Below are 24,641 nucleotides of genomic sequence, written 5' to 3'. Positions count from 1 at the left end.
GGCGTCCTGCTCGGTCGCGCCTGGCTCTACGCGCTGGCGGCCGGTGGGAAGGCCGGCGTCGAGAATCTGCTACAGCTCATCGAGAAGGAAATGCGCGTCGCCATGGCCCTGACCGGCGTCCGCGACATCGCTTCGATCGACCAGTCGATCCTGGTCGAGCCGGGAAGATAACGTTCGGGCCGCTGCCCAGATAAATCGGGTGCCCGCGCGTCTGCATTGGTCCGGCGGTGCATGGGGCGCGGATTTTCTCGGCATGGCGCCTCGCCATGCACTCGCACCTCGATCGTAGCCTACTCGTCGATCAGGTCGCAGCGCGCAAATGGTCGACCACGCGCCGCAACGCCAGGTCCACCTCGTCGGCGTCTGCCGCCAATAACTTGGCCTCGCTGTCGAGCGAATGGGCCAGCGTCACCGTCGCGTCGGCCGTCGCGGTCAGCTCGCGCATCTCCGCGTGCGCCGATTCGAGCAGTTCGAGACTGACACCGATGCCGCGATTCAGCTCGGCGCTGTTCGCGCGATGATCCTCCACCGCCTCATCGACCAGCGCGGCATGCCGCTCCACCGTATTGACCGCGTCGCCGATCTCGCCGAGCGATTGCCGCGTCGCGATCGCGGTCTCGCGGATCGCTTCGACCTGATGATCGACCTGCCGGGTGGCGTCGGCGGTCTGTCGTGCCAGCCCCTTCATCTCGTTGGCGACCACGGCGAAGCCTTGCCCCGCCTCGCCGACGCGCGCCGCTTCGATCGTGGCGTTGACCGCGAGCAGGTTCGCCTTGTGCGCCACCGCTCGGATCAGTTCGGCCATCGCGCCGACGCGGTCGGCATGCGCCATCATCGCGTTCATTTCGGCGATTGCCGCGTCCGCTCGCCGGCTCGCGGCTCGCGTCGCCATTCCGACCAGACGAGTTTCGTCGTGCAGATGCGTCATCGATCGCGTAGTCATGTCGCTGCCCGCGATCATCTGGTTGAGATCGTTGCTGACTCGGTCGGCGGAGCGAGCGGTTCGCGAGGCGTTGCGGCCGGCCGCGCCGGCGTTGAGGGCGACGCTATCCGCTGATTTCGACACGCGCGACGCCGATGCGCGCAGCTTTTCGTTCACCGTGGAAATGCTGCTTTCCATCATCGCCGCCATTTCCGTCGCGATCGCACGGCGCTGCAAGTCCAGTTCGGCGCGCCGGCGATCGTCGGCGCGCTGACGGGCCTCGTGCGCCTCGCGCGCCTGCGCCAGCGCCGTCGCCTCGTTGTGCGCACGATCGGCGGCGGCCCGCAACGTGTCGCGATCGCGTGCGGCGGCCTGAAAAACCTCGACTGCTCGCGCCATCGCACCGATAGCATCGCGGCGTGTGCGATGCGGGATGTCGATATCCGCATCCCCGCCGGCGAGTCCGCGCATCGCGTCGCCGATCTCGCGAAGCGGCCGCAGCACGGTGGAGAAGGTACTCCACAGCGCCACGCAAACGGCGATGACGGTCAGGACGACGGCGATCATCACGCTTTGCCGGTCGACCTGCCGTTCGAGCTCCTGCTGCTCGCTCGCCAGGCTATGGGACCGGGCGACGTCCGCCGTAATCATCGCGTCGGCGACTTTGGACGCCTGTCGTTCGCTGGGGCGCAGCACGGTCTGGAACAGGCGGAGGGCACCGACGCGATCACGCGCCGCCGCCTGCCGCACCGTTGCCAGATGCGCCGCGACGTCACGCTGCGTGGCGAGATAGGCGCGGTCGCGGGCATCGCGCGGTGTGAAGGTATCGAGGCCGTGCCGGAAATCGACGTAGCGGTGCGCGAAGCGCTCGCCCAGTTCCTTCAGGGCGGCGGGATCACGCTCGGTCAGCAGGTTGAGCGCATCGCGTTGCAGCGCTCGGCTCGTCGCGCGCAATTCGGTCAATTGCAGCGAACGGGTGAATTGGGCCTGCACCGACTCCTGCGCCAGCGCGATGCTGTGCCGCCCGTGCCGCTCGCTCGCCACGATCGCGGCGACCAGGGCCGCCATGATAACCAGCGGCAACAGCATGCGCGCGACGATACTTCGCCCCAACATCGAACCCCCCGACCAATCGTCGCGGCCGGTACCGCCGAATGGTTAGAACCACGTAATCAACTTGCTGAAAAGATTGGACTTTACTGTAATAAAACTGTCATTGGCGATGGCTTGTCTGCCGTCCGAGCAATCTAAATCATTGCGATCGGAGGGTTAATCGCGACCCCGCGATTTTCGACCCCGCGCGTTACCGTCGAGAGACGCCGTAAAGTTCTACGATGCCGCGTGACCACCGAGATCGAACGCCAGTCGTCGGTCAGCGAATCGTTCGTATCGGATCCGGTGACCGATGCCCGCTCAGAACCCTGCCGATACCGTGACGAAGAATTGCCGCGGCGGGATCGGATAGGCCGAATAGCTGTTGTTCGCCGAGCCGATCGACACCGTCGACCACCCCTTCTCGTCGGTCAGGTTGGTGACGTTGAGGCTGATCTCGGCTTTGCGCAGGTGCAGCACGTCGGTCGGCACCTGGAATGCAAGGCGGAGCGACGTCAGGAAATAGTCCGGCACGCTGGTGTCGTTGGTGTAGGTCGCGAACCGCTTGCCGACGAAATCTCCGACCAGCTGCGCCTCGAACGGGCCGACGTCGAGCGTGGCGACCGTCTTGTTCATCAACTTGGGCACACCGGGCAGTTGCTTGCCGCAGGTCGGCACGACCCCCGACACGACCGCGAAGCCGCCGATGCACGTCCCGGTTGCGGCGCCGATCCCGCTCGCGGTCGAGGTATAGTCGCTCTTGTAGGTCGACAGGTTGTACGACGTCGCATTGTAGAGCGAGAAAGTTCGGCCGAACCGCCACGTGAAGGCCGCGTCGACGCCGTCGGTATGCACCGCGCCGGCATTGACGAGGATCGAGGTGCCGCCGGTGATCGCGCCGCCCGCGATGCCGCCCGGGTTGGTCGAGATGCCGAGTTGCCGGTCGCTGAAGACGACGTGGTAATAATTCACCTGCGCCTCGAACCCGCGGAGCGCGCCGGCAAAGCTCCGCCGCGTGCGCACGCCCGCATCATAGGTCCAGCTGGTTTCGGGGCGACCCTGCTGCGCGACGGCGTTGAAGGCGGCCTGGCTGCCGGTGAACCATGGCGAGATCGACCCGCCGCCCAGATAGGTCATGAACTGGTGAAGGTTCTTCTGCACGTTGAAATACAGTTGCTCGTGCCCGTTGACGTCATAGGTCGCGCCGACCGCGGGCAGGAACCAGTTGAGCGTCCTGATCCGGCCGCTGGGTAAGCCGCCGGTCAGGCCGGAGAGCGAGCCCGCCACCGGCTGCACGAGATAATAGCCGTTGGCCCATTGCGCGCTCGTCTTGACCCCGGCCTCGATCGACAGGCGGTCGGTCGCTTGCCAATGGTCCTGCACGTGGAGCTGAAGCGTATTGACGCGCGCTTCGCCCTGGTATTGCGTGAACAGCGGTGCTTCGACGTTGCGCGGGCGGATATAGGGCGTGCTGATCGCCGGGCTCGCCAGCGGCACCGCGTACCAGCGCCGCCACTGCGTCGCAGAATTGCGTTCGAACCAGCCGCCGAGCTCGATCTGGTGATCGCCCAGCGTTACATCCAGGCTGGAGATCACGCCCGCCCGGTCGATCCGGTATTCGGTCGTGCGCGTCACTAGGCCGGAACCGCCGGTCGCGGCGACCAACTGGCTGCCCAGCGTCTGTGCCTGTGTGCTCGTCATCGTCGTGCAACTCGACGCGAACGCGCCATTGCTGTTGCCGCCGAAATGGCAGTCGGTCGCGTAATTGGGATCCAGATAGGCCTGGATGACCGTGATCGACTGGCCGAGCGGCCCGGCGACGACCCCGACGCCGTCATTGTGATGGTAGTAACCCGTCGTCGACCACGTCGCGTTCTTCGCCAGATGCGCGTCGTAGCGCCCATAGCCAAGCCAGTCGGTCCGCTGCGCATCCGAATAATAGTTGCGATAATTGCTGCCGACCGCCGCCGGCGTATTGCCGAACGCGTCCATATAGCCGCGGACGCCCGTCAGGTCGGCATAATAGAATGGCCGGGTATAGGGCAGATAGGCTTGCACCGCATTGGTCGCGGGCACGCGGAACACGGTGGCGTCCTCGTTCGGTTCCTGCTTGTCCGAATAGTCGAGGAACAAGGTCAGCTTGCCGATATGGTCGTCATGGACGAACTTGGCGTTGGCCTGCCAGCCCTGCTGATAACCGTTGAAGTCCCAGGCCCGGGCGCGCTGGCGCATGCCGGAGACGTAGCCCGCATTGGTGCTGTCGCCGATGTCGAGGCGGAGGTAGCCGCGAGTCGTGCTGTAGCTGCCGACCGTCGCATTGGCCTGTAGCCCCAGGCGATGGAGCGGCTCGGCCGAATAGGTCTCGACCGTGCCGCCCAGATTGCTGCTCGACGGCGTGGCGAGGTCGCCGGCCCCCGTCGTCACGACGACGCGACCGACATTTTCCGAAATGACCGCGCGTTGCGGCGACAGGCCGTTGTAATTGCCGTAATTCTGGTCGCCCAGCGGGATCCCGTCCATCGTGTAGCCGAGCTGCTGGAAATTGAACCCGTGGATAAAGATCTGCGCGTTCTGCTCGTTATTCCCCCACGGATCGGCCGTGATATAAAGCACGCCCGGCAATGTCTCGATCGCCTTGAGCGGGGATACACCGGGCAGGATCTTCTGAATTTCGGACTGCGGGATGGCGGTCGCCGATCGGGTCGACTTGGCCGTGATGACGATCGTATCGGGATCGGCCGCCTTGTCTGCCGGCGGGGTCGTCGCCGGCGCGGCGTCCTGCGCCATTGCGGGAACCGAAAACAGCGCGACGGCGAGCGCGCTTACGGAAACGGCAGCGCGGATGGCGAGACCTGACGACATGTTTTTTCCCCGGATAGATGCTCATTTTGAGCATTCTAGGGGCCGCTAGCCTCGCTCCATGGCGGTCGCATGATGATTGCGCGAAGGATCTGTGACAGCCTGGCGATCGAGACGCGCTGAAACACACCGACCTGCCCTCGACCGTGCTTTTCCCGACACAGGGTATTGGCGATCCAGCCGCCAAGTGATTGAATGCGCGGCCATGCATCAAGATATTGATCGAAGGTCTACCGTCGTTGCGCTTTCGCTGTTCGCGGCCGGGGGGCATGTCGGGCGTTCCGTTGCGTCGCCCGGTTCGCCTCAGCCGGACCTAGGGCCGAACGTGCTGATCGTCGATGCGTCGATGCGACCCGATGACATCCAGCGTCGCATCGACGCGATTTTCGGTCGGATGGAGCGGGCCGAGTTCGGCGACGAGCGCTACGCGATCCTGTTCAAGCCCGGGCGATATGCGTGCGACGTCAATGTCGGTTTCTACACGCAGGTCGCGGGGCTGGGCCGGGTGCCGGGAGAGGTCGATATCGCCGGCCATGTCCATGCCGAAGCCGACTGGAACGGCGGCATGGCGCTGGTCAATTTCTGGCGCGGGGCCGAGAATCTGACCGTTCGCCCGCCCGACGGCGCCGATCGCTGGGCGGTGTCGCAGGCGGCGCCCTATCGGCGCATCCATCTGGCCGGAAACCTGGCGCTAGACGACGGGGGATGGTCGAGCGGTGGCTTCATCGCCGATTGCCGGATCGGCGGGACGATACGGTCGGGCAGTCAGCAGCAATGGTTCACGCGCGCCAGCACCATCGGCGGCTGGCACGGCGCGAATTGGAACATGATGTTCCTGGGCGTTGAGGGTGCGCCGCCGACGACCTTTCCGGAGCCGCCGATCACGACCGTGTCCGATGTCCGGGTGATCCGCGAAAAGCCGTTCCTGACGGTTGGCGCGCGTGGCGCATGGGGCGTGTTCGTCCCGTCGTTGCGCCGTGACGCTCGCGGACCCGGCTGGACCGGCACGGCGAGTGGGACGACGCTCCCGCTGGAGCGGTTCTTCATCGCTCGCCCCGGCATGACCGCGCGCCGGATCAATGCCGCGCTGAGGCGGGGGCTGCATCTGCTGGTGACGCCGGGGATCTATCCGCTGACGGAGCCGATCCGCGTGACGCGGGGCGGCACCGTCGTACTGGGCCTCGGTCTGGCGACGTTGCGCGCGGACGGTGGCGCCCCGGCGCTCACCGTCGCCGATGTGCCCGGCGTCAGCATCGCCGGCCTGTTGATCGATGCCGGGGCGCAGTCGTCCCCGGTGCTGATGGAAATCGGTCCGCGCGGATCGTCACGCGACCACCGCGCCGATCCGACCTTGCTTGCGGACGTGTTCTTCCGCGTCGGCGGTGCCGCCGTCGGCAGGGCGGACACGTGCCTGGAGATCAACAGCCGCGGAGTCATCGGCGACCATTTGTGGATCTGGCGCGCCGATCATGGCGACCGCGCGCACGTCCGGGTCCATGTCGGCTGGGACGAAAGCACCGCCGATCGCGGGCTGGTCGTCAATGGCCACGACGTCACGATGTACGGCCTGTTCGTCGAGCATTTCCGGCGCGACAACGTGGCATGGAACGGCGAGCGCGGACGTACCTATTTCTTCCAGAACGAGTTGCCCTACGACCCGCCGAGCCAGGCCGCCTATCGCGCTGGGTCGCCGCACGACTGGACGGCCTATCGCGTTGCCGACCATGTGCGGGAGCATCAGGCGACCGGGCTCGGCATCTACGCCAATTTCACGGCCGACCCCGCGATCGTCGTGCCGAGTGCGATCGTCGCGCCGCGACGGCCGGGTGTGCGCTTCACCGACATCACGACAATCTCGCTGGGCGGCGGCAAGGGAACGATCGCCCATCTGGTCAACGACGCCGGCGACGCGGCGCGCGCGGGCGCGATCCGCCAGACGCTGCGGCATTATCCCTAGCGCTGGCCCTAGCGCCGGTTGCGCACGCCAAGCAGCAGCAGGCCGCCGACCATCGCCAGCACGGCGAGGACCAGCAGCAATGTGCCGAAGTCGCGCGGCGTCGCCAGCAGCCAAGTCAGCAACGGCCCGAGCAGCGAGGGCAGGGTGTTGGTCAGGTTGAGCAGCCCGAGATCGCGCCCGCGATGGCGTGGGTCGGGCAGCAACTGCATCGAAAAGGCGTTTTGCAGCGGCAGGAACACGCCGACGCCGACCGCGTAGAGCACGAACCCGATCGCCCCCGCGCGCCAGTCGTGCGCGACCGCCATTGCGCTCAGGCCGAGCGCGGTCACTGCCGCGGCGATAAGCAGGAAGGGCTTGCGACGGTCGAGCCGATCGGACAGCCGTCCGAACAGGATCGCGATCGGCAACGCTACCACGAAACCGACCGTCAGCAGCGTGCTGACACTGGCGGCGAGGTCGGCCCGCGGTTCGGCGGGCGCGATGCTCTCGAAATAATAGAGCAGATAGAGCGACAACACGGCGCCGGCGAGCTGGACGAGCAATCGCGCCGCCCAGGTCGCGGCCAGGTCGCGGCGCAAGGCGGCACGCGGCGGCGCATTCGGCTCGGCCGGCAGCAGGTGCGTTCGGGTCGCCAGGATTGGCGCGATGCAGATCGCGAATGCCGCAACCACCAGCGCCAGCCGAGCTGCCTCGCTCGCCGGGCCGAGGCTCATCACGAGCGCGAGAACACCAGACGCCACCGGGTTACTGAGCGCGAGCAGACCGCCGGTGAAGCTCTTCTGCTCGTCGGGGACTTCGTCGGCCATGATCGCGACCAGTGGTCCTAGCGCGGTGTTCAGCGCCGCCTGAAACGCCACCGTCGCGACGACGATCGCGGTCGGCGTCGTCGCCATCGCGATGCCGCCATAGGAAACGGCGGTCGCGACCGCGCCGCCCGCCACCCAGCCGCGCCGGCCGCGTCCCGCCGCGACCGATCGGTCGCTCAGCCAGCCGGCGACGACGTTGGAAATGCTCGCGGCGATCGACCCCGCAATCACGGTCGCGGTGAACAGGCCGAGCCGTGCCTCGCCCGCGACCGCCTCGATCTTGATCGGCAGCAACAGGCTGAGCAACGGCAGGAAGCCGATGACGCCGCCGGCATTGGCAAGCGCATAGACCAGCAGGAAACCGGTCGAGCGACGCGACGGGCCGGAGGGCGTCACGGCAAAGCTGGCGGCAGACGGAGCGACATCGTCGTGCGGCGTTGTGCGACGGTCGCGCTTTGTCCGCAACTCCTGTCGGGTGATCGGCTTCAGGGTTTCATCCGGGCTCCCCCGAGTGTGGTCGTCACCACCATCGACCGGTCGGCCGCGTCGTGCGCCACCGCGACGCGATAGCGACCGGCCGCAATCCGCCAGCCCGGCAGCGCCGGGTCGTAATCGGCGACGACGCGCGGCTCGGCGGTCAGCGTGATGCGGCACGTCTCGCCGGGCTTGAGCGTGACGCGTTGGAACGCGACTAGGCGCATCGGATCGCTCGACCCGTCGCGCGCGACATAGACCTGCGGGATGTCGACGCCCGCGACCGTGCCGGTGTTGGTGACGTCGAACGACACCGTCAGCCTGGCGCCGCCGGTGACCGTCGGGCGGCGATAGGCGAAGCTGGTGTAGCTGAGCCCGTGACCGAACGCGAACAACGGCGTCAGGCGACGCTGCTCGTACCAGCGATAGCCGACATTGGCGCCCTCGACATAATCGATCGGGAAGCTCTGCAACTGGTATTGACCGGCCTTGGCGGGATCGGCGGCGGCTTGCGCGGCGAGCCCGGTCAGCGTGTCGAGCCCGACCGGCGCGACGCGCGGCGGCTGGTCGGCGGAACGCGGGAAGGTGATCGGCAGGTGACCCGACGGATTGACCGCACCGCTCAGGATCGCCGCGATCGCCTCGCCGCCGCGCTGGCCCGGATACCACGCCTGCAGCACGGCGGGCACGCGGTCGATCCACGGCATCAGCACCGGCCCGCCCGTCTCCATCACCGCGAGGGTGCGCGGCTGCGCGGCGGCGACGGCGGCGATCAGCGCGTCCTGATCGTCGGGGAGCTTGAGGTCGGGCACATCCTCCGCCTCGGTCGTCCATTGCGTCGCGAACACGATCGCGACATCGGCGGACCGCGCCGCCGCGGCGGCTGCCGCCACGTCGCGACCGTCGACATAGGTCACGTCGGCGCCCGGCATCGCGGCGCGGATCGCCTTGAGCGGGGAGGAGGCGTGGTACGTCACGCGCGCGAACGACATCGCCGCACCCGACGTCAGCGGGATCTCGACCGGCGCGCCGCCGACCGAGCGGACCTGGCTCGATCCGCCGCCCGACAGCACGCCGACATCGGCATGGCCGCCGATCAGCACGATGCGCTTCGCGGTCCGCGCCAGCGGCAGCAGACGACCGTCATTTTTGAGCAGCACGATCCCGGCCTCGGCGGCGCGCTGCGCGACATCGGCATGCGCGGCGTAGGGAATGGGGCCGAGCGTGGTCGGCACCGGCGTATCGTACACCCCGGTTTCGATCAGGCCGGTCAGGTAGCGCGCGACCATGTCGTCGATCCGCGCCATCGGGACCTGACCTGCCTCGACCGCCGCCTTGAGCGGGGCGCCGAAATAGATCTGCTTGTCGAGTTCCTGGCCCGATTGCTGGTCGAGCCCGGCATTGGCCGCTTTCACCGTCGAATGGACGGCGCCCCAGTCGCTCATCACCCAGCCGCGATAGCCCCAGTCGCGCTTGAGCACGCGGTTCAGCAGCCACTCGTTCTCGCAGGCATAGTCGCCGTTTAGCTTGTTGTATGCGCACATGACCGACCCGGGATGACCGCGCTCGATCGCGATCTCGAACGCGAGCAGGTCGCTCATCCGCAGCGCCGCCTCGCCGATCCGCGCGTCGGCGATCGTGCGGCCGGTCTCCTGCGCGTTGATCGCGTAATGTTTGATCGTCGAGACGATATGGTTCGACTGCACGCCCGCGATATGCGCGCCCGCCATGATGCCGGCGAGCAGCGGATCCTCCCCCAGATATTCGAAGTTGCGCCCGTTCCACGGATCGCGCGTCAGGTTGACGCCACCGGCGAGCAGGACGCTGAACCGTTTGGCGCGTGCTTCGGCGCCGATCATCGTGCCGCCGGCGCGCGCGATCGCCGGATCGAAGCTCGCGGCCGTCGCGAGGCTGGAGGGGAGGGCGGTCGCCACGTCGCCCTTGCGCTGCTCGACCTGATTGGCGACGCCGAGCGACGCGTCGCTTTCGCGGATCAACGGAATACCGAGCCGCGGGATGCCGTCGATGTGCCCGGCTGACGGGACCAGTTCGTTGGTCGTCTTGCCGGCCGCAAGCGGCGGGAACAGGCCGTGGAGCAGCGCGATCTTTTCATCGAGCGTCATGCGCGCGACGATCGCCATGGCGCGGGCGCGGGCGTCATGCCGGGCGGTCGCGACGGCGGGTTTCGCGGATCGATGGGTCTGCGCGCTGGCCGCGGCGACGAGCGACGTGCCGATCAGCGCGGCGGCGATTTTCCTGGACATTCCTTCTCTCCCCCGCGCTGAGCCGCGCGCCAATCTTTCGGTCGCGTTCCCGTGACGTCTACGGCCTTGGATCAGCCGATGTCACATGGAAAGCACAGTTTGAGAACGTTCTCAAGACATTGATCGACCACTATTGACAGTGGGATTGGGCCGGATCATGTGAACGTTATCAAAAAAGCGCGAGCCGAAAATCGCGATAAAAGAGGGGAGTTTGAATGCGGGGCATCTCGAGCGGCACGCTGTCGCGGCTGTTGTTGGGCGTTTCGGCAATCGGTCTGGCGGCCATACCGCGAGTCGCAGTGGCGCAGGATGCGCCGCCCGCTCCCACGCCCGACCAGAGCCAGGCAGGCGGCGACGCGAACGCCGACATCGTCGTCACCGGCATCCGCGCCAGCCTTCGCAAGTCGCTCGAGCTCAAGCGCGATGCGCAGGGCGTCGTCGATGCGATCTCCGCAGAGGAGATCGGCAAGTTTCCCGACACCAACCTCGCCGAGTCGCTCCAGCGCATCACCGGCGTGTCGATCGACCGCTCCAACGGCGAGGGCCAGTTCGTCACCGTTCGCGGCTTCGGGCCCGAATACAATCTCGTCCTCTTGAACGGCCGCCAGATGCCGACGTCGATCATCGGCGACGGCAACAGCGCGCCCGTCTCGCGGTCGTTCGACTTCTCCAACCTGGCGTCGGAAGGCGTCGCCGCGCTGGAAGTGTACAAATCGGGTCGCGCGACGATCCCGACCGGCGGCATCGGCTCGACCATCAACATCCGTACGCCCCGGCCGTTCGACAAGATGGGCCTGCGCGGGTCGATCAGCGCGCGGGGCGATTACGACACGTCGCAGAACAACCATGTCGACGTCACGCCGGAAGTGTCGGGGATCATTTCCGACACCTTCGCCGACGACCGGATCGGCATCCTGATCGACGGCAGCTACCAGTTGCGCCGGTTCAGCCAGAACGCCGCCAATATCGGGTTCCGCGAGGGGTATCTCGGGTCCGAAAACAATTGGGGCTCGCTCGCGATGCCCGGCGACTCGCGCTACGCCAATATCCAGAACCGTCCCGGGCCGAACGACGTCTATCAGGTGCCGCAGAACGGCGGCTACGACATTGTCGATGGCCGGCGTGAACGCATCAACGGCCAGGCGGTGCTGCAATTCCGCCCGACCGACAATCTGACCGGCACGATCGACTACACCTATTCGCGCGAGACGGTGCACATCCGCGACGACAGCGTCGGCATCTGGTACAATCATGGCGACACGTCGAGTTCGTGGACCAACGGGCCGGTCGCGGGCGCGAACTTCTACACCGAACGCTTCGGCCTGCCCGCCTACGATCCGACCCTGACCGCGGCGCAGAATGCGGAGAACGTCAACTCGGCGTACAAGGATCTCGCCTATTCCGCGTCGGAAACCGCCTATCGCAGCGAGAACAAGTCGCTCGGCGGCAACCTGGTGTGGAAGGGACCGGGCGGCGTCACCATCACGCTGGACGCGCATCACTCGACCGCGGAGTCGAAGCCCGACAGCCCGTACGGCAACAGCAACTCGTTCGGCACCGCCATCTTCGGCGTGCAGAGCCAGACGATCAATTTCCAGAACAAGCTGCCGGTCATCTCGTTCAACATGTATCCCGGGATCGATCCGCTCAACGCGTCGCTAATCGTGCCCACCGGCAACGCCTTCCGCAATTCGTACTTCAAGGACCGGATCAACCAGATCTCGCTGAAGGGGCATTACGACAACGGCCACGGCTTCATGGACAGCCTGGACTGGGGCTTCGAATATACCGACAATCAGGTCCGCTCGGCCTATAGCGTCCTGCAGAACGACACTTGGGGCGGCGCCGGCGGCAGCTCCATCGCGCAGCGCGCCGCGGCGGCCGCGCTCCTGCCCGACAGCATCTTCCACCTCGTCAGCATTCCCGACAAATTCTCCGGGATCAGCGGCGCCAACAACTCGAACATCGTCAGCCAGTTCTACACCTTCGACCTGCCGACCGCGCTGAAGCTGACCGACGCTGCCTACAAGACTTGCGGCGGCACGCTCACCTGCCTGCTGCCCTACACCACGGACTCGCGCATTCACGAGCGCACGCTGGCGCCCTATTTCCAGTTCAACGGCAAGTTCGAACTGTTCTCGCGACCGGGGCACCTGATCGCGGGCATCCGCTACGAGAACACCCAAGTGAATGCGAGCGCGCTGGTGCCGACACCGGTCGGCGGGCAGCAGAACTCGCAGAACGAGTTCAACGTGCTGTTCTCTGGTTCGGGCTTCACGTCGTTCAAGGGCAATTACGACAACTGGCTGCCCGCGGTCGATTTCGATATCGAGCCGCTCAACGGCGTGAAGCTGCGCGCGTCGTACAGCCACACGATCACGCGGGCCGATTACGGCAGCCTGCAAGGTGGCCGCAACCTGAGTACGCTGTTCCGCATCGGCGGCGGCGGCGGGTCGGTCGGCAATCCGGGTCTCGTGCCGTACAAGTCGAAGAACATCGATCTGTCGGCCGAATGGTATTACGGCAACGAGAGCTTCCTCTCGGTCGCCTACTTCAACAAGCACGTGTCGAACTATATCGGCCAGACGCAGTTCAACACGACCATTCCGAACGTCGCGGCGCCGACCACGACCGTCAACGGCGTGACGACGAACGGACCGCGGTATCAGGCGGCGTTGAACGCGCTGGGCCCGAACGCCACGTTCTTCCAGATCCAGCAATATTATCAGACCAACTACCCGCAATATGTCGGGCCGCTGGGTCAGTTGCTCGCTGGGCCGGGTGATCCGCTGGTCAATTTCGTCATCAGCACGCCGTACAACAGCAACCAGACGGCGACGATCGACGGCTTCGAATTCGGCATCCAGCACAATTTCTGGCACACCGGCTTCGGCGTCATCCTCAACTACACGATCGTGAACACCAACCAGAAGTTCAACAACACGATCCCGCATACGATCGCGCAGTTCGCGGTCGCCGGCATCTCGAACAGTGCCAACGCGGTCCTGTTCTACGACAAGAACGGGATCCAGGCGCGCGCGGCGTACAACTGGCGCGCGGGCTATTTCGCCGGCGGCTCGACCGACCCGCAATACGTCGATCCGTATGGACAGCTCGACGTCAGCGCGAGCTACGCGATCACCAAGAACATCGGTGTCTTCTTCGAAGGCATCAACGTGACCGGGGAGGATCGCAGCGGGCATCTGCGCTCCGACCAGGCCATCAACTTCGTCCAGAAGCAGGCCGCGCGCTACTCGCTCGGTGCCCGCTTCTCGTTCTGAACCGGCTAGCCATCCCCGCATTCCTCCCCGCGGGGATGGCCTTTTGTCGATGGCGGCGGCACAAGTGACGGCGCTGCCGGTCGGGTGGCGGTAGGACAGGACCAGCCTGCGTGGACACGGCCATCTCTCACGTCGTGATCGTCGGCGGCGGCACCGCCGGCTGGCTCGCGGCGTGTCGGATCGCCGCCGCGGTGCGGCCGGACGCGACGCCGCCGCTCACCGTGACGCTGGTGGAATCGCCGGAGGTCGAGACGATCGGCGTCGGCGAGGGCACGTGGCCGACGATGCGCGGGACGCTGGAGCGGATCGGCATCGGCGAGGCGGAGTTCCTCGCCGCCTGCGACGCCTCGTTCAAGCATGGCTCGCGGTTTATCGGCTGGGCGACCGGTGAGACCGACGATGCCTATTTCCACCCCTTCACGCCGCCGGTCGACGGCGACGGCCGCGCTCTGCTGGCCGCATGGCAGGCAGAGGGCGGCACCTTTGCCGATGCGGTGTCGCCGCAGCCGCGCGTCGCGCGCCTCGGGCTCGCGCCACGCCAGCGGGCGATGCCCGATTATGCGGGGGCGCTGAACTACGGCTATCATCTCGACTCCGGCAAGCTGGCGGCGCTGTTGCGGCACCATGCGACCGCGCGGCTCGGCGTCCGCCATGTGCGCGATCACGTGACGGAGGTGGAGCGGGTGACGAGCGGCGATGTCGCCGCCGTACGCACGCGCGCGCACGGCGCGATCGCGGGCGACCTGTTCCTCGATTGCACCGGCCATGCCGCGCTGCTGGTCGGCGACATCCCGTTCGTCGATCGCGGCGATGTCCTGTTCAACGACCGCGCGCTGGCGGTGCAGGTGCCGGTCGCCCCGGACAGCGCGATCACGGCGCAGACCGATGCGACCGCGCACGCAGCGGGCTGGATCTGGAACATCGGCCTGCCCGCCCGCCGTGGCGTCGGCTGCGTCTATTCCTCGGCACACATGAGCGACGACGAGGCGGCGGCGACGCTGGCGAGATACCTCGGGGTCGCGGAGGCCCCCGCCGCGCGTCGGTTGGCCTTCCGCTCCGGCCATCGCGAGCGGTTCTGGCGCGGCAATTGCCTGGCGGTCGGCCTGTCGGCGGGGTTTCTCGAACCGCTCGAAGCGTCGGCGATCGTCACGATCGAGCTGTCGCTCGACGCGTTACTCGACGATTGGCCGACGCGCGCGACGATCGGCTTGATTGCGGACCGCTTCAATACGTTGTTCCGCTATCGCTGGGACCGGATCGTCGAATTCCTGAAGCTGCATTACGTCCTCAGCCGGCGCGAGGAACCCTATTGGCGCGACCATCGTGCCGCCGCCTCGGTGCCGCCGCGCCTCGCCGACCTGCTGACGTTGTGGCGCCATCGTCCGCCGAGCCGCGCCGATCTGCCGATAGTCGACGAAGTGTTCCCCGCCGCGAGCTACCAATATGTCCTCTACGGCATGGGCGCGCCGCTCCCCGCCGCCGGGCCGATCGCCGTCGGCACTCCGCCGTCGCTCGCCGCGGTCGCGCAACGCGGGCACGCGCTCGCCGCTTCGCTGCCGCCGATCCGCGCCTATCTCGACGCGTGCCGCGCCGCGCAGCCACCGATTCCCAAGGAGCAGCATCGCTGATGGCCAACCACGCCATTCTCTCGACCGACGATCATCGCGACCTGCGCATCACGCCCGCGCACGGTGCCGCACAAGGCGACGCGGTAATGTCGTGCATCGTCGTGCCGAGCGAGTTCCGCCGGGTGCAGAACGACTATCCGATCCTGTTCCGCCTGACCCCGGAGCGCGATCGTTTCCAGCCGCTGGCGCTGTTCGGGTTCGAGGCGGGGGAGAATCTGTTTCTCGATGGGGATCGCTGGGACGCGCGCTACCGTCCGCTCGCGATGCAGATCCAGCCGTTCCTGGTCGGCCATCCGGCGCGGGAAGGCGGCGACAAGCAGGTCCATCTCGACCTGGACAGCCCGCGCATCGCAACCGGCGGCGAGGGTATCCGCGTGTTCGACGAACTCGGCCGCCCGTCGCCCTATCTGGAGGCGATCACCGGGCAGCTCGGCGAACTCGACGCCGGCTGGCAGGAGCTGGACGACTTCTTCGCCACGCTGACCCGCCACGACCTGCTCGAACCGCTGACGCTCGAGATCACGCTGGCCGATCGGTCGACCAACCGGCTCGTCGGGTATCATGCGATCGACGAAGACCGGTTGCAGCGGCTCGATGCGGCCGCACTCGGCGAATTGCACGAAGCGGGTTATCTGCTGCCGGTGTTCATGGCGCTCGCCTCGCTGTCCAACATTCCCGAACTGATCGCGCGCAAGAACGCCAGGGTCGGTCATGGCTGAGGCGGATCCCGGCATCTTCGGCGCGCTGGCCGTCATTCCGGACGTGACGGTGGCCGATGCCGCCGAGCTCGACGCGCGCCTGCGCAGCGCGACCGAGCCGTTCGTGGTGCGCGGGCTGGTCGCCGACTGGCCACTGGTCCAGGCCGGGAAACGCTCGACCCGCGATGCACGGGCCTATCTGCTGAGCAAGGCGCGCGGCGTACCGTTCACGGCATCGGTCGGCCAGCCGACCACCGATGGCGGCCGGCTGTTCTACGACGATGCGATGGCGATGAACTTTCGCACCATCCGCGCCGGACTGGCCGACATTTTCGGCCAGATCGACCAGTTCGAGCACAAGCCCGACGCGCCGCCCGTCTACCTCGCCTCGATCGACGTGAAGGGTTTCTTCGCCGGCCTGCACGAAGAGAACCGGCTCGATCTCGGCGACCGCCAGCTGCTCGAGAGCATCTGGATCGGCACGCGGACCCGGGTCGCGGCGCACAACGACATCCCGTCCAACCTCGCCTGCGTCGCGGTCGGGCTGCGGCGGTTCACATTGTTCCCGCACGACCAGTTCCGGAACTTGTATCTGGGCCCGATCGACAACACTCCGGCCGGGCGCGCCGTCAGCATGGTCGACTTCCACGCGCCCGATTCCGATCGTTTCCCCCGCTTCGCTGAGGCGCTGGCGCACGCGCAGGTCGCCGAACTCGATGCCGGCGACGCGCTCTACATCCCGTCGATGTGGTGGCACCATGTCGAGGGGCTGGCGCCGTTCAACGTCCTGGTGAACTATTGGTGGCGCGAGACGCCGCGCTGGCTGGGCAGTCCGCAGGATGCGCTCAACCACGCGATCATGGCCGTGCGCGACCTGCCGTCGGCGCAGAAGGCGTATTGGCGCGATCTGTTCGACTATTACGTGTTCGACAACGATGACGATGTGGTCGCGCACATTCCCGAGGGCGGACGCAGCATCCTCGATCCGCTCGACGCCACGACCGCCGGCCTGATCCGCGCCTTCCTCCTGCGGCAGCTCAGCCGATGAGTGGGATGGCCCGGCCGCGCCGGATCGTGATCGCGGGCGGCGGCACCGCCGGCTGGATGGCGGCCGCGGCGATCGCACGGACGATGGGCCGCATCGCTGAAGTGACGCTGGTCGAATCCGACGCCATCGGCACGATCGGGGTTGGGGAGTCGACCATCCCGCCGATGATTACCTACAACCGGCTGCTCGGCATCAACGAAGCCGATTTCATGCGGGCGACCAACGCGACGTTCAAGCTCGGCATCCTGTTCGACAATTGGAAGAATGTCGGCGACCGCTATTTCCACTCGTTCGGCCTGACGGGCAAGGATCACTGGTCGGCGGGATTTCAGCATTTCTGGCTCTATGGCCTGACCAAGGGCCACGACCAGCCCTACGACGATTACTGCCTCGAACTGGTCGCCGCGTTGCAGGGCAAGTTCGCCCACCTGCCCGACGATGCCATGAATTATGCGTATCAGCTCGATTCGACGGCCTACGCGAAGATGCTGCGCACCATGGCCGAGGGCGACGGCACGCGCCGGGTCGAAGGCAAGATCGCGCAGGTCGAGCTCGACGGCGAGAGCGGCAATATCGCCGCGTTGGTGCTGGAGGCGGGTACGCGGATCGAGGGCGACCTGTTTCTCGACTGCACCGGCTTCCGCGCATTGCTGATCGAGGGCGCGCTCCACGCCGGGTTCGACGACTGGACGCACTGGCTGCCGTGCGATTCCGCGATCGCGCTCCAGACCGAGAATGTCCGGCCGCCGGTCCCCTATACCCGCGCGATCGCGCACGATTCAGGATGGCAATGGCGCATTCCGCTCCAGCATCGCACCGGCAACGGCTTGGTGTGGTGCAGTCGTTACCTCGCGCAGGATGCGGCGCTCGACCGACTGCTCGGCAATATCGAGGGCGAGGCTCTGACCAAGCCGAACGTCATCCGCTTCACGACCGGTGCGCGGCGGCGGCAATGGCACCGCAACTGCGTCGCGATCGGGCTGTCGGGCGGGTTCATGGAACCGCTCGAATCGACCAGCATCCATCTGATCCAGCGCGCGGTGCTGCGGCTGCTGCGGATGATGCCGCTGGGCGACGTGTCGCCGCGCGATATCGCCGAGTTTAACGACCAGCAGGACGAGGACATGCGGCAGATCCGCGACTTCCTGATCCTGCACTACAAGGCGACCGACCGCCGCGACAGCGCGTTCTGGCGGTATTGCGCCGCGATGCCGATCCCCGACAGCCTGACGCAGAAGATCGAACTGTTCCGCGAGACCGGCCGCGTCTTCCGCCGTCACGAGGAACTGTTCGCGGAAAACAGCTGGGTGCAGGTGATGCTGGGGCAGGGGATCATGCCGCAATCGCATCATCCGATCGCGGAGAAACTGCGCGACGACGAACTGGCGAAGCTGCTGGCGATGCTGCGCGACACGGTCAGCCGGACGGTCGCCGGCCTGCCCGACCATGCCGCCTATGTCGCCAATTATTGCGGCGCGCGGCGCCCGGTCGCGGCGGCGCAGGGCTGATGGCGCGGCGCCGGCAATCGGTCACGATCAAGCATGTCGCGGCGGACGCGGGCGTGTCGCTGCAGACCGTCAGCCGCGTCATCAACAAGGAGCCCAATGTCCGCCCGGAAATGATCGAGCGGGTGCAGGCGTCGATCGCCAAGCTCGGCTACGTGCCGTCGATCGCAGCGCAGCGGATGGGCGGCTCGCGCTCCTACCTGATCCTCGCGCTCAACGACCGCGAGCGGACGATCGCCGGCTGGCAATCGCGCGAAGGCACCGACTGGGTCGATCAGATGTTGCTCGGCGGCATGCTGACCTGCGCCAGGCACGGCTATCGCATGATCGTCGAACTGGTCGACACGCATAGCGACCATATCGAGCGCGAACTGCTCGCCGCGATCGCCGCACTTCAGCCCGACGGCGTGATCCTGACCCCGCCGCATTCGGAAAATCCGCTCATCATCGACTTGCTTGCAGAGCATCGGATCAGCTTCGCGCGGATCGGTTCGGTCAAGCCGGGCCCCGGCTTTGCGTTGACAATGGATGACGAACGCGCCGCGCGGCTGGCGACCGAGCATCTGGTCGGCCTGGGACATCGACGGATCGGCTTCATCGCCGGGCCCGACGATTTCGAACTGAGCGGCTGGCGCGTCGATGGCTGGCGCGGCGCGATGGCGGCGGCAGGCCTGGCGACCGACGGTCTGCTGGCGCAAGGGGACTTCGGCTATGCGTCGGGGACGGCGGCGGCGCGGGCCTTGCTCGACGCCCTCGACCCGCCGACCGCGATCATCGCCAGCAACGATCAGATGACGCTGGCGACGCTCGCCCTGGCGCGCGAACGCGGCATCGAGGTGCCTGCCGACCTCTCGCTCATCAGCTTCGACGACACGCCGATCGTCCGCTTCGCACACCCCCCCCTGACCGCCGTCGTCCAACCGATCGCGGAGGTGAGTGCGAAAGCGGTTGAACTGATTATCGCTGACCAGGCCGGACAGGTCGATGGTAGCCAACCGATCGTCGTACCTGCCCGTGTAGAAGTCAGGAATTCAACTACAGCTATCAGGGAAACCGAATAGGTTATAGAACTATAATTAAGATATAGAGTATGATTATGTCGGACGACTGGCGCACGGGTCACCATTTCAATTCGAAATTTTCGGCTAGGTAGCGTAATTAAGACTGTGCTCTTCGAATGTATCAAAGTCCGCTAAAGCGTCTCTACAGGTCGTGATGCTGTCGGGACGAGCAGGTTGCAGGCTATCAGTCCTGCCATGCGACGTCGCTGATCGGTGCTTGCTTCGCCTCAGGTCCGCCGAGCGCTTCATGCATGGCCTGTAGCGCGCCATTGGCCGAACCATTGGGCCGGTTGGCGCCGACTTCGTGCGGCCCCTATCTAGATTGAAGGTCATGCATTGACCACTGCCGACAAGATTTCATTAACGATTTGACGGCTAACACCGAAGGAACGGCGGCGACGTGCCGCGACCGGAGACTGGCCGATGCTACCGCAGCGCGTGCATTACGATTCCGCCCAGCCGGCGACCCCGGCCGAGGACGAGCTCGAACTGCGCCAGGAGTGGGTCTATCACGGCGATCCCCACCAGCCCGCCGTGCGCGAGCCGATCGCGTCGCCGGCGCGGATGCTGCACCAGGAATTGCAATTGCGGATGGGCGACCTAGCGGCGCCCGGCATGCCCGCATCGTCGGGTGGCGCGATCGAGGCGAAGTTGCCGATGCCGGCGCGAATCGCGACGATCGTGACGATCAGCGGGCTGCTATGGGGCGGCATCTATCTGGCGCTGGCTCGACTGATAACCGGATAGGTTATCTTTCTACTTTCCTACACGCCGATCTAGCAATTATTGGCGCGCCCCTTGTCGAAGGGGCCGCGCGGTGCGGCATGCCCTCGCTTGCGGGAGGACGCCGATGCGCGACGCTGCGATCACCAATGACCTGACCGACTGGGAGCGCCGCTGATGTTCGGGCTGGGGTTGCGCCTGCCCGAGATCGCGCGCCGCCGAACCGCATTAGCGACGCCGACGCCATCGCCGACACCCGCGCCGTCGCCGACCCCGACCCCATCGGCATCGATCGACCGCATCGTGATCGAGGGCGACAGCATCACCTTCGCCGGCGGCGCGGGCAATGACGGCTTCGCGTGGCGCTATGCCGCGGCGGCGCCGGCGGGCAAGACCGCGACGGTCAACGCGCAGAACAGCCGCACCGTCGGCGGCGCGGCGTTCGCCGGGCCGCCGGTCGAGGGGGCGGACGACGGCACGCCGAGCGGCAACACGCTGGCGCTCAACCTGTCCGCCGACGTCGCCGCGGGCGCGCAGGCGATCCTGACGATGATCGGGACCAACGACCTGCAGACCTATTCGGTCGCCAATTACCGGCAGCGGCTGACGGCGTGGGCAACGTCGGCGCACGCATCGGGCGTCCGCATCGGCTGGTCGCCGCCGATTCCGCTCTGCACCAACCAGGTCTACGCCAACTACGGCGCGTTCACCGCCAAGCGCGCCGCGTTGCTGGCCAGCGCCCGCGACCCGGCGGTGTGGGGACAATGGGCCGATTTCTACTATCCGATGGGCGAGCAGCCCGATTTCAACGCCGCCGACAATACGGCGCTCATCAACAATATCGATGGCGTGCATCCGACCCAGGCGGGCCAAGATGTGCTCGGCACGATCCTGAAGACCGTCGCGGACAGCCTGTTCGATGCGACGCGCGCGGGATCGACGCGGATGTACGCCGCGCGCTGGCCGTCGAGTGAGACCAACCTCGCGACTGCGACCGTGATCGTGCGGCGGATCGTCGTGTCGGGACTCGATCCGGCGGGCACCTCGCTCGGCGCGAGCGTCACGGGCGCGCAGATCAGCCTCAACGGCGGCGCGTTCGGCGCGGCGATCGGCTCTGACGGCGGTAACGGCTACCGCCTGTACAATGGCGACACGATCGACCTGAAGCTGACGACGAGCGACAGCAATGCGAGCACCGTCGGCGTCGACCTGACCATCGGCAGCGAGACGCGGACGCTGACCTACCGCACGGTCGCCAGCGTGACGCCGGTCGCCTACGCCCATGGCGGCATCGCCAACAACCAGACGCCCGCGGTGTCTCCGGCCTTCACGCAAAGCTTCGGCGTGGCGTTCGCCGCGGCGGGCACGGCGGTGATCGCGCTCAACAGCGGGCGGATCGCGAGCGGCATGACCGTCGACGGCGTGGCGGCGACACGGTGCGGCACGGGGATCGTCTCGGGCAACGGCGATTCGCTCGACATCTGGACGTGCCCGATCGCGGCGGCGGGCGCGCGGACGGTAGTCGTGACCTATGGCGGGTTCACCAACCAGACGACATTGGCCTGGGGCGTGATGACCGGGGCCGATCCGACGCCGGTGCAGGTCGATTACGGCGCGCCAGCGAACGAGAGCCAGCCGCATCTGACCAACGCGCTGACCGTACCGGCATCGGGCCTCGCGCTCGCGTTCCTGTCCGAATATGGCGGGGCGGGCGCGACCGGCGGGTCGGTCAATAGCGGGACGACGCCGGTCGACGAGCTGCTCGGCGCGGTCAGCAATGGCGAGCGGGTGGGCCTGATCGTCGCCAAGCGCACGACCAGCGGCGTCGCCAGCTTCGATTTCGCGTTCGGCACCTTCTCGCGCGGCGCGGTGGTGTTCAAGGCGGCGGGGACCTGAAAGTGACGCGCTGGCGCGGGCGGCCGGTTCAGCCGGCCGTCCGCCGCCGGTGCCACCGCCGCCAGATCGCGAACACGCGCGGTCCCTCGACCAGATAGCGGCGCCACAGCCGGCGCGGTTCGCTGAGTAGGCGGAACGCCCATTCCATCCCCAGCCGCTGGACGAAGCGCGGCGCGCGGCGTTTGGCGCCAGTCAGGAACTCGATCGACGCGCCGATGCACAGCGCGACGCCGCGGGCACGGCCGCGCCGCTGGAGCTGGTGCGCGACGATCTCGCTTTGCGGCGCGCCGATCGCGAACAGGGTCAGATGCGGCCGCTCGGCCTCGACGACATCGACGATCGCCTGCTGCGCCTCGGCGCTGTGCAGCACGCGCATCGGCGGGTCGAAATGGAGGATGCGCGCGCCGGGCAGCCGCTCGCGCAGCCATGCCGCATCGGCCGTCCCCCCGCCGATCAGCGCGACCGTCGTCCCCGCCGGGATGCCGCCGTCGAGCAGTATGCGCGTCAGGTCGCTGCCCGGCACGACGGGCAGGTCGATCCGCGACAGCTTCGCCAACTTCGCCAGCACGCGGCTGTCGTTGACGCACAGGTCCGCGTCGCGCTCGGCGGCGACGAACGCAGCTTGCCAGGGTGGCGCGTCGCGCTGGTGCATCCGCACGACGTGATCGACGTTGGGCGTGACGACGTAGCGGAATCGCTCGTCGGCCATCGCCGCCAGCACCCAGCGGCGCACCGCGTCGAGGTCGGTCCGCGCGAACTCCATGCCGAGGAACTCGACCGTGGCGAAGGGCGGGCCGCCCCCGGTGTCCTCGCTCACCGCCAGCTGCTGCCGAGCAGCGGGTTGGGCCGGCGCTGGCCCGGCGGCAGGTCCATCGCGAAGTTCCGGCGCGCGGCCGCCTCGCCGGCGCGGGCCTCGTCGATGCACGCTTTGTCGCCGACCTTCGTGCAGACCTTGCCGAGCAGCTGCCACGCGCTGATCTTGGCCGGCGCGCGCTGCGTCAGCCGCCGTGCGACGTTGACCGCTTCCTGGCGATCGCCGCTTTCGATCAGCCACGCCGCGAAGTGATCGACGCGCACGGTGTCGAGCGGCCGCGCCCGGGACGCGTCGAGATAGGCCTGGCGCACCGCGACCGCATTGCCCTTGGCGCGATAGGCGTTGGCGAGCAGGTCGAAGCCGTCGCGTTCGGGGCACTGGCTCGCGACTTCCTGCGCGGCGATCACCGACTTGGTCGGATCCTGCTGCTTGAGCGCATCGATCGCGCGGACGCTCAGCGCGTCGCAATTGCTCTGGTCGGTCGTCAGCACCTTCTCGGCCGGGCCGGTATCGCCATTCTCGGCATAGGCGATGCGCGCGCGCATGCCCGTCGCCTCGCCGCCCGGCAGCGATCCGATCAGCGCGGCGGCGCTTGTCGTATCGCCCTTGCCCAGCAGGAAGCGCGCGACCGCGAGCCGCGCCGCCGGCGGGCCGTTGCTCGCCAGATCGTCGATCTGGCCGCGATCGAGCGGAGTCGCGTCGTATTCCGTCCACAGGTTGGCGAGCCGCGCGACCGCGTCGAGGTCGTCGCCATGCTTGGCCAGCAACGCCGCGCCGCGCTTGCGAGCGTCGTCGACATGGCCGAGCTTGTAGTCGAGATTAGCCTCGTCGATCGTCAGGTCGACATTGTCGGGGACGATCTCTCCCAACGCGCGGAACTGGTCGAGCATCAGGGCCGAATCGCCCTGGTCGCGCGCGCATTCGAGCAAGGCGGTCACGATCATCTGCTTGGGCCCGAGCCGCTTGAGCGCATCGCGCAGCAGCGCCAGCGCGTCGGCCTGGCGATCCGACAGGAACATCGCGCGCGCCTTCAGCACGACCCCCGGCTCGCTCTGCGCGTCGGCCTTCAGCATCTTGTCGCCGATCGCCTCGGCCCCGGCATAATCGTGATGGTTGAGCATGCCGACGCCCTTGATGAGCAGGGCGCTGGCATTGTTGGGCTCGACCGACAGGATGCGATCGGTCGCCGAGGCGGATTCGGCGTCGTGGCCGATCGAGGCGCCGATCTGTGACACCGCCTGCAACGCTTCGGGGTTCATCGGATCGATCGCGAGCGCCATGTTGTAGGCGTCGAACGCGCCACTATAGTCGCCCATGCGATAGCGGATGCGCCCGCTCAGCAGGATCAGGTCGATCTGGTCGTCGCGCAGCGCCAGCGCCCGGTTGATCGCGTTCAGCGCCGCGGGCAGATTCCCCGCGTCGAACAGCGATTGCGCGGTCTGTCCCTCGACATACGCGCGCTGCGTTTTGCTGCTGCAACCCGCGGTGACGACGCCTGCCACAAGTAATGCGGCAATAGCGTTTCCTTTAAAGAGGGTTAACCACCGGAGTTTAGGCTGGAAGGCGCGCATACCCGCTGCTATAGCGCCGAGGTTCTTTCCGTCGAGTATATT

16 protein-coding genes are annotated in these 24,641 nt (G+C 67.1%); 10 read left to right on the top strand and 6 right to left on the bottom strand.

The genetic code is table 11. The features are described from left to right. Positions 1-171, top strand: a 171-nt coding sequence (locus J0I47_RS11715) for an alpha-hydroxy-acid oxidizing protein (RefSeq protein WP_294047201.1), incomplete at its 5' end; no start/stop codon positions are given. A gap of 130 nt (positions 172-301) precedes the next feature. On the opposite strand, the gene J0I47_RS11710 is transcribed toward J0I47_RS11715, so the two are convergent. Both J0I47_RS11710 and J0I47_RS11705 read right to left on the bottom strand, forming a co-directional pair. Further along, entirely contained in the window at positions 302-2,011 is a 1,710-nt protein-coding gene (locus tag J0I47_RS11710) for a methyl-accepting chemotaxis protein (protein WP_294047172.1), read from the bottom strand. 324 nt (positions 2,012-2,335) lie between these two features. After that, a complete protein-coding gene (locus tag J0I47_RS11705; protein WP_294047171.1) occupies positions 2,336-4,801 on the bottom strand; it encodes a TonB-dependent receptor in 2,466 nt (821 codons plus the stop codon). A gap of 397 nt (positions 4,802-5,198) precedes the next feature. Between J0I47_RS11705 and J0I47_RS11700 the strand changes: the two genes are divergently transcribed. After that, positions 5,199-6,830, top strand: a complete 1,632-nt coding sequence (locus tag J0I47_RS11700) for an adenylyl cyclase (protein WP_294047170.1) — start codon at positions 5,199-5,201, stop codon at positions 6,828-6,830. A gap of 8 nt (positions 6,831-6,838) precedes the next feature. Here J0I47_RS11700 and J0I47_RS11695 read toward each other — a convergent pair whose 3' ends face one another. Together J0I47_RS11695 and J0I47_RS11690 are read right to left on the bottom strand one after the other, a co-directional pair. Further along, positions 6,839-8,032 (bottom strand): MFS transporter, encoded by a 1,194-nt coding sequence (locus tag J0I47_RS11695; protein WP_294047169.1) that lies wholly within the window; start codon positions 8,030-8,032, stop codon positions 6,839-6,841. Positions 8,033-8,121: 89 nt separating this feature from the next. Then, positions 8,122-10,374 carry a beta-glucosidase gene (locus J0I47_RS11690; protein ID WP_294047168.1) on the bottom strand — a complete coding sequence of 751 codons (2,253 nt, stop codon included), beginning with the start codon at positions 10,372-10,374 and terminating at the stop codon, positions 8,122-8,124. A gap of 215 nt (positions 10,375-10,589) precedes the next feature. Between J0I47_RS11690 and J0I47_RS11685 the strand changes: the two genes are divergently transcribed. The 8 genes from J0I47_RS11685 to J0I47_RS11650 all read left to right on the top strand — a co-directional run bounded on the left by J0I47_RS11685 (position 10,590) and on the right by J0I47_RS11650 (position 22,214). Further along, positions 10,590-13,655, top strand: a complete 3,066-nt coding sequence (locus tag J0I47_RS11685; RefSeq protein WP_294047167.1) for a TonB-dependent receptor — start codon at positions 10,590-10,592, stop codon at positions 13,653-13,655. Positions 13,656-13,765: 110 nt separating this feature from the next. Then, on the top strand, positions 13,766-15,283 hold the full coding sequence (locus J0I47_RS11680) for a tryptophan halogenase family protein (RefSeq protein ID WP_294047166.1): 1,518 nt from the start codon (positions 13,766-13,768) through the stop codon (positions 15,281-15,283). Further along, a complete protein-coding gene (locus J0I47_RS11675; protein WP_294047165.1) occupies positions 15,283-16,002 on the top strand; it encodes a SapC family protein in 720 nt (239 codons plus the stop codon). Before J0I47_RS11680 ends, J0I47_RS11675 begins: the two co-directional genes overlap by 1 nt. Further along, positions 15,995-17,029, top strand: a complete 1,035-nt coding sequence (locus J0I47_RS11670; protein WP_294047164.1) for a cupin-like domain-containing protein — start codon at positions 15,995-15,997, stop codon at positions 17,027-17,029. The genes J0I47_RS11675 and J0I47_RS11670 overlap by 8 nt, the downstream gene beginning before the upstream one ends. Before the next feature lie 5 nt (positions 17,030-17,034). Next, positions 17,035-18,537, top strand: coding sequence for a tryptophan halogenase family protein (locus J0I47_RS11665; RefSeq protein WP_294047163.1), 1,503 nt, complete (start codon positions 17,035-17,037; stop codon positions 18,535-18,537). After that, positions 18,537-19,595 (top strand): LacI family DNA-binding transcriptional regulator, encoded by a 1,059-nt coding sequence (locus J0I47_RS11660; RefSeq protein WP_294047162.1) that lies wholly within the window; start codon positions 18,537-18,539, stop codon positions 19,593-19,595. Before J0I47_RS11665 ends, J0I47_RS11660 begins: the two co-directional genes overlap by 1 nt. Positions 19,596-20,018: 423 nt before the next feature. Further along, entirely contained in the window at positions 20,019-20,342 is a 324-nt protein-coding gene (locus J0I47_RS11655) for a hypothetical protein (protein ID WP_294047161.1), read from the top strand. A 153-nt stretch (positions 20,343-20,495) separates the two neighbouring features. Continuing rightward, entirely contained in the window at positions 20,496-22,214 is a 1,719-nt protein-coding gene (locus J0I47_RS11650; RefSeq protein WP_294047160.1) for an SGNH/GDSL hydrolase family protein, read from the top strand. Positions 22,215-22,242: 28 nt separating this feature from the next. On the opposite strand, the gene J0I47_RS11645 is transcribed toward J0I47_RS11650, so the two are convergent. After that, entirely contained in the window at positions 22,243-23,031 is a 789-nt protein-coding gene (locus tag J0I47_RS11645) for a WecB/TagA/CpsF family glycosyltransferase (protein WP_294047159.1), read from the bottom strand. After that, a complete protein-coding gene (locus tag J0I47_RS11640) occupies positions 23,028-24,530 on the bottom strand; it encodes a tetratricopeptide repeat protein (protein ID WP_294047158.1) in 1,503 nt (500 codons plus the stop codon). Before J0I47_RS11640 ends, J0I47_RS11645 begins: the two co-directional genes overlap by 4 nt. Between the last annotated feature and the right edge of the window lie 111 nt (positions 24,531-24,641).

The sequence above is a fragment of the Sphingomonas sp. genome (assembly GCF_017304635.1).
Classification (GTDB): domain Bacteria; phylum Pseudomonadota; class Alphaproteobacteria; order Sphingomonadales; family Sphingomonadaceae; genus Sphingomonas.
The sequence above is the reverse complement of the archived record's forward strand: the minus strand, read 5'-3'. Positions and strand labels throughout refer to the sequence as shown.